A 13,142-nucleotide genomic window follows, 5' to 3' on the forward strand; every position below is an offset into this window, starting at 1 on the left:
GTGAATGACCATCGCCGCCCACGTTAGCTGCGCACGTCCTCCGCCTGCACGTCGTTTTGGCGGGCGTCGTAGTCGGCGCGGGCCGTGTCGATCTGGACGAGGTGGTCCTCGGCCCAGGCGACGAGGGTGCCGGCCGCGTCCATCAGCGTCGCGCCCATGGGAGTGAGGGTGTACTCCACGCGCGGAGGCACCACGGGGTAGACGGTCCGGATGACGATGCCGTCGCGTTCCAGGCCGCGCAGCGTGACGGTGAGCATCCGCTGGCTGATGCCGTCGATCTCGCGCTTCAACTCGGTGAACCGCTTGGTGCCCTCGCCGAGCAGCGCGATGACCAGCAGGGACCACTTGTCCCCGATCCGGTCGAGGATCTCGCGGGCGCGGCAGCCCGCGACGGTGTGCTCCATTGGTTCTCTCCAGGTGACCAGGGCAGAAAAAAGTGCCTTCTTGTGCCGGTTGGTGGGGTGTCCGCACCATGGTGACGGTTCCCAATCGGAACCGCCTTACCTTCCATAACCGTAGGAGACACGATGACGGCCCAGCTTGTCGAGATCCCCGGCTACATCGCCGGAACCTGGACCATCGACCCCCTGCACACCGGGATCGGCTTCACCGTCCGGCATCTGATGGTCAGCCGGGTCCGCGGCCGCTTCGGGACGTTCGACGGGACGATCGTGACCGGCGCCGACCCGCTCGACTCGTCGGTGACCGCGACGATCGACCTGGCGTCGGTCGACACCGGGAACGCCCAGCGTGACGAGCACCTCAGGTCCGCCGACTACCTGGACGTCGCGAAGTACCCCGCCATGACCTATGCCTCCACCGGAGTGCGCCCCGACGGCGAGGACTTCGTGCTGGACGGCGAGTTGACGCTGCGCGGGCTGACCAGGGAGGTCCCGCTCCGATTGGAGGTCGGAGGGTTCGGCCCCGACCCGTTCCGGCAGGACGACCCGTCCAAGGGCGCCCGCGCCGGCTTCACCGCGACGGGTGAGATCAGCCGGCTGGAGTTCGGGGTCGGCGCGGCGACGACCCTCGCGGGCGGCGGGCTCGCGCTGAGCGACAAGATCCAGATCGTCCTGGAGATCGAGGCGGTCCTCCAGACCGACTGAGACGGCCGAGCGCCCCGGGCGGTGCGCGCCGCCGCCGCGGAGGCGGTGCCCACCGCCCGGGAGAGCGGACGGTCAGCCTGTGAGCAGCGGGGGGAGCGCGTCCAGCGTCGTGATGCGCGGGACGTCCAGGGCGGACGGCTCCGGGGCGCCGGAGCGGTCGAGCCACACGCCGGTGAGGCCCGCGGCGGCGGCGCCCTGCGCGTCGGTGACGAGGCGGTCCCCGACGTAGGCGGCCGCGTGCGGCTCGGCGCCGAGGGCCGCGCAGGCGGTCAGGAAGATCCCGGCGGCGGGCTTGGCGGAGCCGGCCTCGCTGGAGGCCACGACGACGGGAAGCCGGTCGGCGAACCCGATCCGCTCGACCTTCGAGCGCTGCTGCGCGGCGTCGCCGTTGGTGACGACTCCGAGGCGGAGGCCGCGCGCGGCGAGCAGGTCGAGCACCGGTTCCGCGTCCGGGAACGGGCGCCAGGCGGCCTTGTAGCGGGCCACGTACCCGCTGAGCCGGGCGTCGGCGCGGGCGTCGTCCCAGTCGCCGAGGCCGAGTTCCCGGGCGAGCGTGACCATCCGGAAGCGGCGCTGCCCGATGAAGGTCAGCTCGCCCGCCACGTACCGGTCGACCGCCTCGTCGGTCAGCTCCGCCCAGCGCGGGACGAGCCACGCCGGGTCGATGTCCGGGAACGTCGCGACGATCGCCTCGCGCGAGGCCCCCTCGTGGTCGAGGAGCGTCCCGTCCAGGTCGAACAGCACCGCCGTGATCATGTGAGGAAGCCGAGGAGCGCGGCGGTCAGCTCGGCGGGCGCGTCCTCCTGCACCAGATGCCCCGCGCCTTCGATCGGCTGGAGGCGCGAGCCCGGGACGAGATCGGCCAGCTCGCGCCCCTTCTCGATCGGGATCCAGGTGTCCTCGGCGCCCCAGCAGATCAGGACCGGGAGGTCCAGCTCGCCGTAGCGGCTCTGGATCTCGTCGGTGAAGCGCTGGTCGGCCTGCGCGATCTGCTGGTAGAACGCGGGCTGCCCGGCTTCTCCCAGCCACGGATCCACGAGCGCGTCGAGGGCGGCCGGGTGCAGGCCGCGGTGGCTCGCCGACGTCACGTACTCCCGGACGAGGGCGCCGTGCAACGCGGGCGGCAGCTGCTCGAACACCTCCGCGTTGGCCCCCACAAGGCGGAAGAACGGCGAACCCCACGGGGCGAGCGCGACCGGATCGACCAGGACGAGGTCGCGGTAGCGCGCACCGTGCAGGAGATGCGCCCGCAGGGACACGGCACCGCCGAAGTCGTGCGCCACGACGGACGGCTCGGCCAGGCCCCAATGCGCCAGCAGCTCGGTGAACACCCTGCCTTGCGCCGCCAGCGAGACGTCCTGCCCATCGCTCATCTCGGACGTCCCATAGCCGGGCATGTCCCAGACGTACACACGGTGGGTAGCTGCCAGAGCGCGCACGACGCCACGCCACACGTAGGACGAGAACGGTGTGCCGTGCAGGAGGACGACCGGATCCGCATGCTCGTTCCCGAACACATCCCACCTGACCTCACCACTCCGGCTTCGGTGGATCTGACGCAGCGTCCAGTCCTGCAAGGAAGCTCCCCAATGTCGTCGAATCGGCTCAGCCGAACCCGTGGGTTTCGGCGAGTACCCGTGCCGCCTCCATGACCGACGCGCGGCGGCGCGCGAAGGCGGCGGCGTCGTCCTCCTCGTCCAGGATCACCCGGCGCAGCTGCGGGACGGCGAAGTTCCACGCGATGAGGCCGAACACGGTGAACATCAGGTCCTGGACGGCCCGCGTACGGCCCGGGTCCGCGGGGTCGTCGCCGTGCTCCGTGAAGCGCGCGGCCTTGCGCCGGAACTCCTCGCGGCGCTCCGCCTCGCCCTGCACCTGGCCCGGGGTCTCCAAAGCTTCCCAGAGCAGCAGCCTGACCAGCTCCGGGTGCTCCCTGTACCAGTCGAACAGCCGGCCCACGGAGTCCGCCAGGCCGTCCGGATCGATGTCGGTCGCGTTGCCGATCTCCGCCATCTTCGCGCGCACCACGGCGCCGAACAGCTTCTCCTTGCCGCCGAAGTACAGGTAGATGGCCTGTTTGTTGGCCCGCGCCTCGGTGGCGATGCGATCGATCCGGGCGCCCGCGAGCCCGCGCGCGGCGAACTCGGCGGTGGCGGCCTGGAAGATCCGCCGGCGGGTCGCCTCCGCGTCGTAGCCCATACGCGGATTAAACCACCCGGTTGACTTGGGCCGGTCCGGCGGGCACTCTAAAACAACCAGATGGTTTATTTGTGGAGGACGCATGACCACGACCGAAGCACCCGTCCCGGTCCGCTCACCGCTCCCGCAGAGCCTCGCCGGCCGTACGGCGGTGATCCTCGGGGGCAGCTCCGGCATCGGCCTGGCCGCGGGGGAACTGCTCGCCTCGGTCGGTGCGCGGATCGTGCTCGCGAGCCGCGACAGGACCCGGCTGGACACCGCCGTGGCGCGAGTGGCCGCGGCCGGGACCGCGGCCCAGGTGCTGGGAGCGGCCGCCGACGTCACGGACGAGAACGCGCTGGAGGAGGTCTTCGAGAGCGCCGGCACCGTCGACCACGTGCTGGTGACGGCCGGGCGCCCCGCCGGGATGGGGCCGCTCACCGGGCTCACCCGGGACGTCGTGCGGGACGCCGTCGAGGGACCGGCGTGGGCGGTGGTCGCCGTCGCGCGCGCCGCCGCCCGCCGGATGCCCCCGGGCGGGTCGATCACGCTGACCTCGGGCATCCTCGTCACGCGTCCCCGTCCGGGGATGTCCGCGCCGGTCGCGGGGGGCGGTGCCGTCGAGACGCTCACCCGCGCGCTCGCCGTCGAGTACGCGCCCGCACGCCTGCGGGTCAACGCGATCCGGTTCGGGGCCTTCGACACCCCCCTGCTGCGGACGGCCTACGGAACCGCCTCCGGCGCGGAGGGCGACGCGGCCATGGCCGAGGCGGGCGGGTCCATGCCGCTCGGACGGTTCGGGACGGCCGAGGAGGCCGCCTCCGCCGCCCTGTTCCTCATGGCCAACCCCTACATGAACGGCGAGATCCTCACGGTGGACGGAGGCCAGTCCCTCGTCTGAGCAAGGGGCGGGCCCCTGACCGGCGTCCGGTGGTCAGGGGCCCGAAGTCTCGGCTGTCTGAGGGGCTGGGAGACCCCTTCTGCGAACAGCTCAGCCGAGACCGCTCTTGATCGCGGTGATCAGTTCACCGCCCGTCGTGTCGCCGCTGAGCTCCCAGAAGAAGGCGCCGCCGAGACCCTGGTCGTTGGCGAAGCCCGTCTTCCCGCGGATGGTGGACGGGGTGTCGTAGCTCCACCACTCGCTGCCGCATTTGGCGTAGGCGGTCCCGGCGACCGTCCCCGTCGCGGGGCACTTGCCCTTGAGGACCTTGTAGTCCTCGATGCCGGCCTCGTAGGTGCCGGGCGCGGCGCCCGTCGCGGTGCCGCCCGGCTCGGACTGGGTGACGCCGGTCCAGCCGCGGCCGTAGAAGCCGATCCCGAGCAGGAGCTTCGCCGCCGGCACGCCCTTGGCCCGGAGCTTGGAGATGGTGTCGGTGGTGTTGAAGCCCTGCTGCGGGATGCCCGGGTAGGACGTGAGCGGCGAGTGCGGCGCCGTCGGTCCCTTGGCGTCCCAGGCGCCGAAGTAGTCGTAGGTCATGGGGTTGTACCAGTCGACGTACTGGGCGGCGCCCGCGTAGTCGGTGACGTCCATCTTGCCGCCGTCGCTCGCGTCCGCGGTGATCGCGGCCGTCACGAGGTTGCCGGACCCGAACTTGGCCCGCACCGCCGACATCAGCTTCTTGAACGCGTCCGGGCCGCTGGTGTCGCAGGTGAGGCCGCAGGCGTTCGGGTACTCCCAGTCGATGTCGATGCCGTCGAACACGTCGGCCCAGCGCGGGTCCTCGACGAGTTTGTAGCAGGACTCGGCGAACGCTGCCGGGTTCTGGGCGGCCTGGCCGAAGCCGCCGGACCAGGTCCAGCCGCCGAAGGACCACAGCACCTTGAGGTTCGGGTGCAGCTTCTTCAGCTTGCGCAGCTGGTTGAAGTTGCCGCGCAGCGGCTGGTCCCAGTTGTCGGCGACGCCGTCGACGCTCTGGTCGGCGGTGTAGGCCTTGTCGTAGTCGGCGTAGGAGTCGCCGATCGCGCACTGGCCGCCGGTCACGTTGCCGAACGCGTAGTTGATGTGCGTGAGCTTGTCGGCCGAGCCGCTCGTCTCGATGTTCTTGACGTGGTAGTTGCGCTGGTAGACGCCCCAGTTGGTGAAGTAGCCGACGACCTTGCCGCCGCCGCCCGGGTTGCCGCCGCCGTCGGCGGTGGTGACCGACAAAGAGGCCGACGCGGGGGAGGTGTTCCCGGCGGCGTCCTTCGCCTTGACGGTGAAGGTGTAGGCGGTCTTGGCGGACAGCCCGCCGACGGTCGTGCTGGTGCCGGTCACGGACGCGGCCTTGGCGGAGCCGTTGTACACGTCGTAGCCGGTGACGCCGACGTTGTCGGTCGAGGCGTTCCAGGCCAGCGACACGCTGGTGGCGGTCGTGCCGGTGGAGCGGAGGCCGGACGGAGCCGAGGGGGCCTCGGTGTCGTCGCCGGGGGGAGTGGAGCCGTCGCAGGCGGCGCCGTTGATCGTGCAGCCGGTGAACCAGCCGGAGCCGGTGCCGCCGAACCCGAAGCCGACGCTCGCGCCCGCGGCGACCGTGCCGTTCCATCCGGCGTTGGTGAACGTGTAGTGGTTCCCGGACACGGTCTTCGTCGCGTCCCAGACGCTGCCGACCGACGTCCCCGACGGCAGGTCCGCCTCCAGCTTCCAGCTGCTGATCGCGGAACCGGTCCCGTTGGTGATGGTGCACTTGCCGTCGAAGCCGGTGCCCCAGTCGGAGGTCTTGGTGCAGGCGGCGGTGACGGTCCCGGCCGACGACGCCGGGGGCGCCGTGAGCAGGGCGGTGGCCGCCGTCAGTATCGCTGCGCCGGCGAGCGCGATGGCCCGCCGTCCGCCCGGTCGTGACATGGTTCTCCGTTCGGTTCGGCCCCCGAAGCAAACAGGAATCCCCGCATACTCTTAGGAAAGTTTCCTAAGAATTGCGCCGATCGTAACCGGGCCGAACGGTGCCGACAAGGCCCTCCGGGCGCCCCGCGGACGCCGGATTGAGTGGTCTAAGCGACTGCCTGGACCCATACGGTCACCGGCCGCGCAGAAAAATCAGGACGTGCCGAACCATCCCGGCATGTCGAGCCGCCACAGGTCCGCGGGCGTCATCCGGCGGAGGTCCTGCTCCAGGGCGCGCATGCGGTCGGCGCCGAGCGTTCGGACCCAGTCGCCCCGGATCCGCTCGAAGACGCGCTCGGACCGGGCGAGGGAGTCCACGGCCCGCGGGGTCAGTCGGACGATCTTTCGGCGGGCGTCCCGCGGGTCGCTGCCGCGCTCCAGGTAGCCCGCCCGCTCCAGCGACTTCACCATCTTGCCCGCGGCCTGCTTGGACACTCCGAGCCGGCGGCCGAGCTCCACCGCCGTCGTGCCGTCCGGGCCGATGGCCTGGAAGACGAAGCCGTGCATCGGGCGCAGGTCCGGATGCCCCTCCCGGGCCAGTTCGGCGTGCAGTTCGTCGCTGATCGTGCGGAACGCCAGGAAGAGCCGCAGCGGCAGCTCGAAGCCGGGTGCGTCCCGCGGCCCGTCGTCACTTGACATGAAAGACAACCTCGTTGACTATATGGACAACCACATTGTCTAATTTAGGGGACGGGGAGCCATGACGCTCATCCGCAACGCCGAGAGCCGCCGGACCGAGACGCCGAACGCCGTGATGATCACCGCCGCCACGCCGACCCAGGGCGGCACCGAGGGGCTCGCCGTCTGGCGCGTGGAGATGGCGCCGGGCAAGACCGGTCCGCTGCACGCCATGGACACCGAGCAGGTGTGGACGTTCCTCGACGGCGCCGCAACCGTCGACCTGGACGGCCGCAAGCTGGAGGCGGGCCCGGGCGACACCGTCGTCCTGCCCGCCGACGCGCCCCGGCAGATGACGACCGGGGACACCGGGTTCACCGCCGTCGTCGCGGCCCACGCCGGCTGCCTCGCCTACGACCCGGAGGCCCTGGTGGACGAGACCCGGTGCGCGATCGCGCCCCAGGGGGACGAGCGGATCGTCCCGCCCTGGGCCCAGTGACCGGAGGCCCGGTGACCGGAAGCCCCGGTGATCAGGCGCCCAGGTAGGCCAGGACCGCGAGGACGCGGCGGTTGTCGTCCTCGGACGGCGGCAGCCCGAGCTTGCCGAAGATGCTGTTGGTGTGCTTGCTGATCGCCTTCTCGGTGACGAACAGCTTCGCGGCGATCGCGGCGTTCGAGCGGCCCTCCGCCATCAGCCCGAGCACCTCGCGCTCGCGGGGGGTGAGCTGCTGCAGCGGCTCCTCGCGGGCGTGCCGGGTGAGCAGCTGGGCCACCACGTCCGGGTCGAGGGCGGTGCCGCCGTCCGCGACCCGGCGCACCGCCTCCACGAAGACCTTGACGTCCGAGACGCGGTCCTTCAGCAGGTAGCCGATGCCGCCCGTGCTGTCGGACAGCAGCTCCCGCGCGTACAGCTGCTCCACGTGCTGCGACAGCACGAGCACCGGCAGGCCCGGGATCTCCTTGCGGGCCTCCAGCGCGGCCTTCAGGCCCTCGTCGGTGAACGTCGGCGGGAGCCGGACGTCCACCACCGCCACGTCCGGGCGGTGCGCGGTCAGCGCCCGCAGCAGGGACGGGCCGTTGTCGACCGCCTCGACGACCTCGAAGCCGAACGCCTCCAGCAGGCGGATCAGCCCGTCCCGGAGGAGGGCGAGGTCTTCGGCGATGACAACGCGCACGGCAGCTCCATGGTCACGACGGTCGGCCCGCCGACCGGGCTCGTCACGGCCATGGTCCCATCGAACGCCGCGAGCCTGCGCTCGATACCGCGCATTCCGCTCCCGGCCGCCGGGTCGGCGCCGCCCGTCCCGTCGTCCCCGACGATCATGAGCAGCCGGTCCCCGGTGTGCTCGATCTGCACCCACGCGCGCCGCGCGGCCGAGTGCTTGACGGTGTTGGCGAGCATCTCCGCGACCGCGAAGTACGCCGCCGACTCCACCGGGGCGTCGCCGCGCCCGGGCAGGTCGATCCGGACGTCCACGGGCAGCGGCAGGGTGAGCGCCAGCGCGCGCACCGCCCCGTCGAGCCCGCGCTCGGCCAGCACCGGCGGATGGATGCCCCGGACCAGGTCGCGCAGCTCCGTCAGCGCCGTCCCGCTCGCCTCGCGGGCCTCGGCCAGGAGCCGCTGCGCCGTCTCGGGGTCGTGCTTCATCATCTCCTCGGCGAGGCCGATGTTCATGCTCAGCGCGACCAGCCGGGCCTGCGCGCCGTCGTGCAGGTCCCGCTCGATTCTGCGCAGCTCGGCCGCCGAGGCGTCCACCGCGTCCGACCGCGTCTCGGTGAGCCGCTGGACGCGCTCGGCCAGCGCGCCCCGCGTCGGCGCCAGCAGCGACCGGCAGAACATCGCGTGCGCCCTCAGGAAGACCGGCCCGAGCCGGGCCGACACCGCGGTCAGCGCGGCGCCCAGCACGACCGTCCCGACGACGCCGACCACGCCCCAGTCGCTCAGCATCCAGAAGGGGCCCCACCCGTAGTCGGTCAGCTGCGCCACCCACGGCGCCACGAACACGCCCTCGAGCCCGTAGATCGTCATGCCCCCCGCGAGGACGCCGAGGACGAGCGCGACCGGCACGTTCAGGATCGTCCACAGCAGGTCCCGCCACGAGGCCGGGTCGGTGAGGACCCGCTTCAGCCGGCCGAAGGGGCCCGCGCCGGCGGGCTCCGGCCGGTACGGGACGGGGATCGCCACCCCCGACCACTCGGCCGCCCAGGCGCGCTGCTGGTTGGCGACCGTGCGGATCGCCTGGAACATCACGGGTGCCAGCACGACCCCGAACCCCAGGGGGATGAACGCCACCGACAGCACGGTCAGGATGAACAACGGCAGGCCCACCGCGTACGCCAGCACGATCTGGACGACGGAGCGGAGGAAGTCGATGAGGGCGCGCCGCCCGTACTCGCGCAGTAGCTCGCCCACCCGTTCCTCCAGGGATTCGCCGTTCTTGCGGACCTCCACCATTGTCATGGTTCGCGCCCCGGCGCTCGGTGGTGCTAGACCCCCTCTTCACGGCCGGGGCGGTGGGGTTAGGCCTACCGTCATTCGGCCCCGACAAGACAACAGGCCCCGTTCCCTGGACAATGCACAGGCGACACCCAGGGGAGAAAGCGAATCCAAGCTGTGACAGCGACCATCAGCCAGACGTCCGACGGCCAGGGCCACGGGCCCGCCCTCCGGCCCATCACCGAGCGCATCGCCGAGGAGATCGGCGTCCGCGAGGGCCAGGTGCGGGTCGCGGTGGACCTGCTCGACGGCGGGGCGACCGTCCCGTTCATCGCCCGCTACCGCAAGGAGGCGACCGGAGCGCTCGACGACGCCCAGCTCCGCGCGCTGGAGGAGCGGCTGCGCTACCTGCGCGAGCTGGACGAGCGCCGCGCCGCGATCCTGGAGTCGGTCGAGTCGCAGGGCAAGCTCACGGACGAGCTGCGGGCCCAGATCATGACGGCCGACTCCAAGGCGCGGCTGGAGGACATCTACCTCCCGTACAAGCCGAAGCGCCGCACCAAGGCGCAGATCGCCCGCGAGGCCGGACTCGAACCGCTCGCCGAGATGCTGCTCGGCGACCCGTCCCGCGACCCGCAGGCCGAGGCCGCCGCCTTCGTGGACGAGGAGAAGGGCGTCGCCGACGCGGCCGCCGCGCTGGAGGGCGCCCGCGCCATCCTGGTCGAGCGCTTCGCCGAGGACGCCGACCTCATCGGCGCGCTGCGCGAGCGCATGTGGAACCAGGGCCGCATGGTCTCGCGCGTCCGGGAGGGCAAGCAGGAGTCGGGCGCGAAGTTCTCCGACTACTTCGAGTTCGCCGAGCCGTTCGCGAAGCTGCCCTCGCACCGCGTCCTCGCGCTCTTCCGCGGGGAGAAGGAAGAGGTCCTCGACCTCGACCTGGAGCCCGAGGAGGCGGGGGACGACCCCGCGGCGCGCAGCTCCTACGAGGTGGAGATCGCGCGCCGGTTCCAGATCGCCGACCAGGGCCGTCCGGCCGACAAGTGGCTGTCGGACGCCGTGCGGTGGGCCTGGCGCACCCGGATCCTCGTCCACCTCGGCATCGACCTGCGCACCCGGCTGCGGCAGGAGGCCGAGGACGAGGCGGTCCGCGTGTTCGCGGCCAACCTGCGCGACCTCCTGCTCGCCGCGCCCGCCGGCACCCGCGCCACCATGGGCCTGGACCCGGGCCTGCGCACCGGCGTCAAGGTCGCCGTCGTCGACGCGACCGGCAAGGTCGTGGCGACCGAAACCATCTACCCGCACGAGCCCCGGCGCAAGTGGGACGAGTCGATCGAGACGCTCGCCAGGCTGGCCCGCGAGCACCGCGTCGACCTGGTCTCGATCGGCAACGGCACCGCCTCGCGCGAGACCGACAAGCTCGCCGCCGACCTGATCGCCCGGTACCCCGACCTGGGGCTCACCAAGGTCATGGTGTCGGAGGCCGGCGCGTCGGTGTACTCGGCGTCGGAGTACGCGGGCCGCGAGCTGCCCGGCATGGACGTCTCGCTGCGCGGCGCCGTGTCCATCGCCCGCCGCCTCCAGGACCCGCTCGCCGAACTGGTCAAGATCGACCCAAAGTCGATCGGCGTCGGCCAGTACCAGCACGACGTCTCCGAGGTGAAGCTGTCGCGCTCCCTCGACGCCGTCGTGGAGGACTGCGTGAACGCCGTCGGCGTCGACGTCAACACCGCGTCCGCGCCGCTGCTCACCCGCGTGTCCGGCATCGGCGAGGGCCTCGCGGAGAACATCGTCGCGCACCGCGACGCCAACGGCCCGTTCCGCAGCCGCGCCGGGCTGAAGGGCGTCCCGCGGCTCGGCCCGAAGGCGTTCGAGCAGTGCGCCGGCTTCCTGCGCATCCCCGGCGGGGACGACCCGCTCGACGCCTCCAGCGTGCACCCCGAGTCCTACCCGGTCGTCCGCCGGATCCTGGACGCCGCCGGCACCGACATCAAGGCCCTCGTCGGCAACACCGCCGTCCTGCGCTCGCTCAGGCCGGCGGAGTTCGTCGACGACACCTTCGGGCTGCCGACCGTCACCGACATCCTCGCCGAGCTGGAGAAGCCCGGCCGCGACCCGCGCCCCGCGTTCCGGACCGCCACGTTCAAGGAGGGCGTCGACAAGCTCGGCGACCTCGAACCCGGCATGGTCCTGGAAGGCGTCGTCACCAACGTCGCGGCGTTCGGGGCGTTCGTGGACGTCGGCGTCCACCAGGACGGGCTCGTCCACATCTCCGCGATGTCGGACAAGTTCGTGTCCGACCCGCGTGACGTCGCGAAGCCCGGCGACATCGTCCGGGTGAAGGTCCTGGACGTCGACCTTCAGCGCAAGCGCATCTCGCTGACGCTGCGCCTGGACGACGAGCCGGGCCGCGACCAGCAGGGCGGCGGGCGCCGCGGTGAGCAGGGCGGCGGGCGCCGCGGCGGCGGCGAGCAGCGCGACCGCGGTCCCCGTCCGGGCCGCGGCGGGCAGGACGGGCGCGGCGACCAGAACCGGCGCGGTCAAGGACAACGCGGCCAGGGCCAGCGCGGTCAGGACCAGCGCGGCCGGAACCAGCGGGGCGGGCAGCGCAGCGGCGGGCAGGGCGGCGGCGACTTCTCCGGCGGCGGCGCCATGGCCGACGCGCTCCGGCGGGCCGGCCTGGACAAGGGCCTGCCCGGCAAGGACAAGGGCCGCTCCGGCAAGGGCCGCTGAGCCCGGCTACGCGTAACGGACGGCGTCCCGTGCTCCGCGCCGGGGCGCCGTTCAGCCGTCGCCGAAGCCGCGCCAGCGCCCGTCCGAACCCGTGTCGGTCGGGGGCTGCGGCCGGACCGGACGGCGCGGCTGCTGCGACGCCGCATCCGGATGAGGGGCCTCGGGACGGTCGTAGGGGCCCCTGCCAAGCGGGTCGGTCGCATACGGCGAGCGCTGCGGCGGCACCTGGGGGGCCTGCCCGAGGCGCGGGCCGCCCAGGACGGGCCCGCCGACCGCCGTGCTACCGAAGGGGTCCCCCCCGTCGGCGGCCTCCGTGCGGGCGGAGTCGTCCGGCCCCTCCGGTATCGGCCGGTGCCGGGGGAACTGGAGGACGGCGATCGCGCCCAGCGCCAGCGCGCCCAGCCGCATCGCGGAGCGGCCCACGTCCTGCGGCCACGGCTCCGCGTAGAGGAAGGTGCCCATGGTCAGCAGGTAGCTCTTCGCGCTCACCGTCATCACGGTGGCCACGATCGACACCCGGCAGCGCTGGAAGGCCGCGACCATGATCCCGAACCCGACCGCCGCCGCCAGCACCGTCAGGTACGGCCACGGCGTCGCGGCGATCCGCAGGCTGGTGGCGTGCGCGTCGTCGCTCCATCCCTTGATCGCCAGCTCGGCGGTGCCGACCGGGAAGCCCGAGCTCAGCCCGTAGGCGATGCCGGTGACCGGGCGCGCGTGCCGGCCGTCCGGCCGGTGGTCGCCGAGGACGAGGATCAGCAGCGGCACGATCACCGCGGGGGCGACCACCGCGGCGATCTTCCACAGCGGCGCGTCGGCGGAGCCGATCGGCTCGTCCCCGCGCAGCGACCCGGTCAGCAGCAGGATCGCCGCGCCGATCAGCACCAGGCTGAGCCACTCGCGCGCGGTCAGCCGCTCGCCGAAGAACACCAGCGCGATCAGCAGCAGCGGCACGATGCCGGACATGAAGATCGGTACCGCGGTGGACAGGGGCAGGTTGCGCAGCGCGAGAATCTGCAGGCTGAGCCCGCCGAGCACGATCCCGAGCGCGATCAGGAAGATCCAGTTGCTGAGGACCGTCCATGCCAGGTGCGGGATGCGGTTGCCCCGGACAGGGGGCATCCGGTCCGCCGCCAGCTTGAACACGGCGAACCCGAGGTAGTAGAGACCGGTCGCACTGAAGGCCGCAGCTATCCCGTTCATCCCGGACGAGTAT

At 72.3% G+C, this 13,142-nt stretch carries 13 protein-coding genes; 4 read left to right on the forward strand and 9 right to left on the reverse strand.

What is annotated here, in order from left to right:
* Positions 1–23: 23 nt before the first annotated feature.
* Positions 24–404 (reverse strand): winged helix-turn-helix transcriptional regulator, encoded by a 381-nt coding sequence (locus tag ABWI07_RS36845; RefSeq protein WP_149261584.1) that lies wholly within the window; start codon positions 402–404, stop codon positions 24–26.
* 123 nt (positions 405–527) lie between these two features.
* Between ABWI07_RS36845 and ABWI07_RS36850 the strand changes: the two genes are divergently transcribed.
* Positions 528–1,106, forward strand: coding sequence for a YceI family protein (locus ABWI07_RS36850; RefSeq protein ID WP_149261585.1), 579 nt, complete (start codon positions 528–530; stop codon positions 1,104–1,106).
* A 72-nt stretch (positions 1,107–1,178) separates the two neighbouring features.
* On the opposite strand, the gene ABWI07_RS36855 is transcribed toward ABWI07_RS36850, so the two are convergent.
* The 3 genes from ABWI07_RS36855 to ABWI07_RS36865 are packed head-to-tail and all read right to left on the reverse strand — an operon-like array spanning position 1,179 to position 3,305.
* Positions 1,179–1,862 (reverse strand): HAD family hydrolase, encoded by a 684-nt coding sequence (locus tag ABWI07_RS36855; protein ID WP_353821392.1) that lies wholly within the window; start codon positions 1,860–1,862, stop codon positions 1,179–1,181.
* A complete protein-coding gene (locus ABWI07_RS36860) occupies positions 1,859–2,683 on the reverse strand; it encodes an alpha/beta fold hydrolase (protein WP_149261587.1) in 825 nt (274 codons plus the stop codon). Before ABWI07_RS36860 ends, ABWI07_RS36855 begins: the two co-directional genes overlap by 4 nt.
* A 28-nt stretch (positions 2,684–2,711) precedes the next feature.
* Complete coding sequence (locus ABWI07_RS36865) at positions 2,712–3,305, reverse strand: TetR/AcrR family transcriptional regulator (protein WP_353821393.1); 594 nt, start codon at positions 3,303–3,305, stop codon at positions 2,712–2,714.
* Between the two features lie 82 nt (positions 3,306–3,387).
* Between ABWI07_RS36865 and ABWI07_RS36870 the strand changes: the two genes are divergently transcribed.
* Entirely contained in the window at positions 3,388–4,185 is a 798-nt protein-coding gene (locus tag ABWI07_RS36870; RefSeq protein WP_353821394.1) for an SDR family oxidoreductase, read from the forward strand.
* A 90-nt stretch (positions 4,186–4,275) separates the two neighbouring features.
* Here ABWI07_RS36870 and ABWI07_RS36875 read toward each other — a convergent pair whose 3' ends face one another.
* Both ABWI07_RS36875 and ABWI07_RS36880 read right to left on the reverse strand, forming a co-directional pair.
* Positions 4,276–6,105 carry a glycosyl hydrolase family 18 protein gene (locus ABWI07_RS36875; protein WP_149261590.1) on the reverse strand — a complete coding sequence of 610 codons (1,830 nt, stop codon included), beginning with the start codon at positions 6,103–6,105 and terminating at the stop codon, positions 4,276–4,278.
* A 192-nt stretch (positions 6,106–6,297) separates the two neighbouring features.
* On the reverse strand, positions 6,298–6,783 hold the full coding sequence (locus ABWI07_RS36880) for a MarR family winged helix-turn-helix transcriptional regulator (protein ID WP_149261591.1): 486 nt from the start codon (positions 6,781–6,783) through the stop codon (positions 6,298–6,300).
* Between the two features lie 61 nt (positions 6,784–6,844).
* On the opposite strand from ABWI07_RS36880, the gene ABWI07_RS36885 reads away from it, so the two are divergent.
* Positions 6,845–7,261 carry a cupin domain-containing protein gene (locus ABWI07_RS36885; protein ID WP_149261592.1) on the forward strand — a complete coding sequence of 139 codons (417 nt, stop codon included), beginning with the start codon at positions 6,845–6,847 and terminating at the stop codon, positions 7,259–7,261.
* A 31-nt stretch (positions 7,262–7,292) separates the two neighbouring features.
* Here ABWI07_RS36885 and ABWI07_RS36890 read toward each other — a convergent pair whose 3' ends face one another.
* Together ABWI07_RS36890 and ABWI07_RS36895 are read right to left on the reverse strand one after the other, a co-directional pair.
* Entirely contained in the window at positions 7,293–7,937 is a 645-nt protein-coding gene (locus tag ABWI07_RS36890; RefSeq protein ID WP_149261593.1) for a response regulator, read from the reverse strand.
* Positions 7,889–9,223: a sensor histidine kinase gene (locus ABWI07_RS36895; RefSeq protein ID WP_235037076.1), complete on the reverse strand. Its 1,335-nt coding sequence runs from the start codon at positions 9,221–9,223 to the stop codon at positions 7,889–7,891. Before ABWI07_RS36895 ends, ABWI07_RS36890 begins: the two co-directional genes overlap by 49 nt.
* Before the next feature lie 153 nt (positions 9,224–9,376).
* Here ABWI07_RS36895 and ABWI07_RS36900 point away from each other — a divergent pair, with 153 nt between their 5' ends.
* On the forward strand, positions 9,377–11,929 hold the full coding sequence (locus tag ABWI07_RS36900) for a Tex family protein (protein ID WP_353821395.1): 2,553 nt from the start codon (positions 9,377–9,379) through the stop codon (positions 11,927–11,929).
* Between the two features lie 51 nt (positions 11,930–11,980).
* On the opposite strand, the gene ABWI07_RS36905 is transcribed toward ABWI07_RS36900, so the two are convergent.
* Complete coding sequence (locus ABWI07_RS36905; RefSeq protein ID WP_353821396.1) at positions 11,981–13,129, reverse strand: DMT family transporter; 1,149 nt, start codon at positions 13,127–13,129, stop codon at positions 11,981–11,983.
* Between the last annotated feature and the right edge of the window lie 13 nt (positions 13,130–13,142).

Source organism: Actinomadura sp. NPDC000600, from assembly GCF_040492135.1.
Taxonomy (GTDB): domain Bacteria; phylum Actinomycetota; class Actinomycetes; order Streptosporangiales; family Streptosporangiaceae; genus Spirillospora.

Bases quoted from the DNA above. Each gene is read 5' to 3' on its own strand.
- ABWI07_RS36845 (WP_149261584.1), bottom strand. From the start codon at position 404: ATGGAGCACACCGTCGCGGGCTGCCGCGCCCGCGAGATCCTCGACCGG.
- ABWI07_RS36850 (WP_149261585.1), top strand. From the start codon at position 528: ATGACGGCCCAGCTTGTCGAGATCCCCGGCTACATCGCCGGAACCTGG.
- ABWI07_RS36855 (WP_353821392.1), bottom strand. From the start codon at position 1,862: ATGATCACGGCGGTGCTGTTCGACCTGGACGGGACGCTCCTCGACCAC.
- ABWI07_RS36865 (WP_353821393.1), bottom strand. From the start codon at position 3,305: ATGGGCTACGACGCGGAGGCGACCCGCCGGCGGATCTTCCAGGCCGCC.
- ABWI07_RS36870 (WP_353821394.1), top strand. From the start codon at position 3,388: ATGACCACGACCGAAGCACCCGTCCCGGTCCGCTCACCGCTCCCGCAG.
- ABWI07_RS36875 (WP_149261590.1), bottom strand. From the start codon at position 6,105: ATGTCACGACCGGGCGGACGGCGGGCCATCGCGCTCGCCGGCGCAGCG.
- ABWI07_RS36880 (WP_149261591.1), bottom strand. From the start codon at position 6,783: ATGTCAAGTGACGACGGGCCGCGGGACGCACCCGGCTTCGAGCTGCCG.
- ABWI07_RS36885 (WP_149261592.1), top strand. From the start codon at position 6,845: ATGACGCTCATCCGCAACGCCGAGAGCCGCCGGACCGAGACGCCGAAC.
- ABWI07_RS36895 (WP_235037076.1), bottom strand. From the start codon at position 9,223: ATGACAATGGTGGAGGTCCGCAAGAACGGCGAATCCCTGGAGGAACGG.
- ABWI07_RS36905 (WP_353821396.1), bottom strand. From the start codon at position 13,129: ATGAACGGGATAGCTGCGGCCTTCAGTGCGACCGGTCTCTACTACCTC.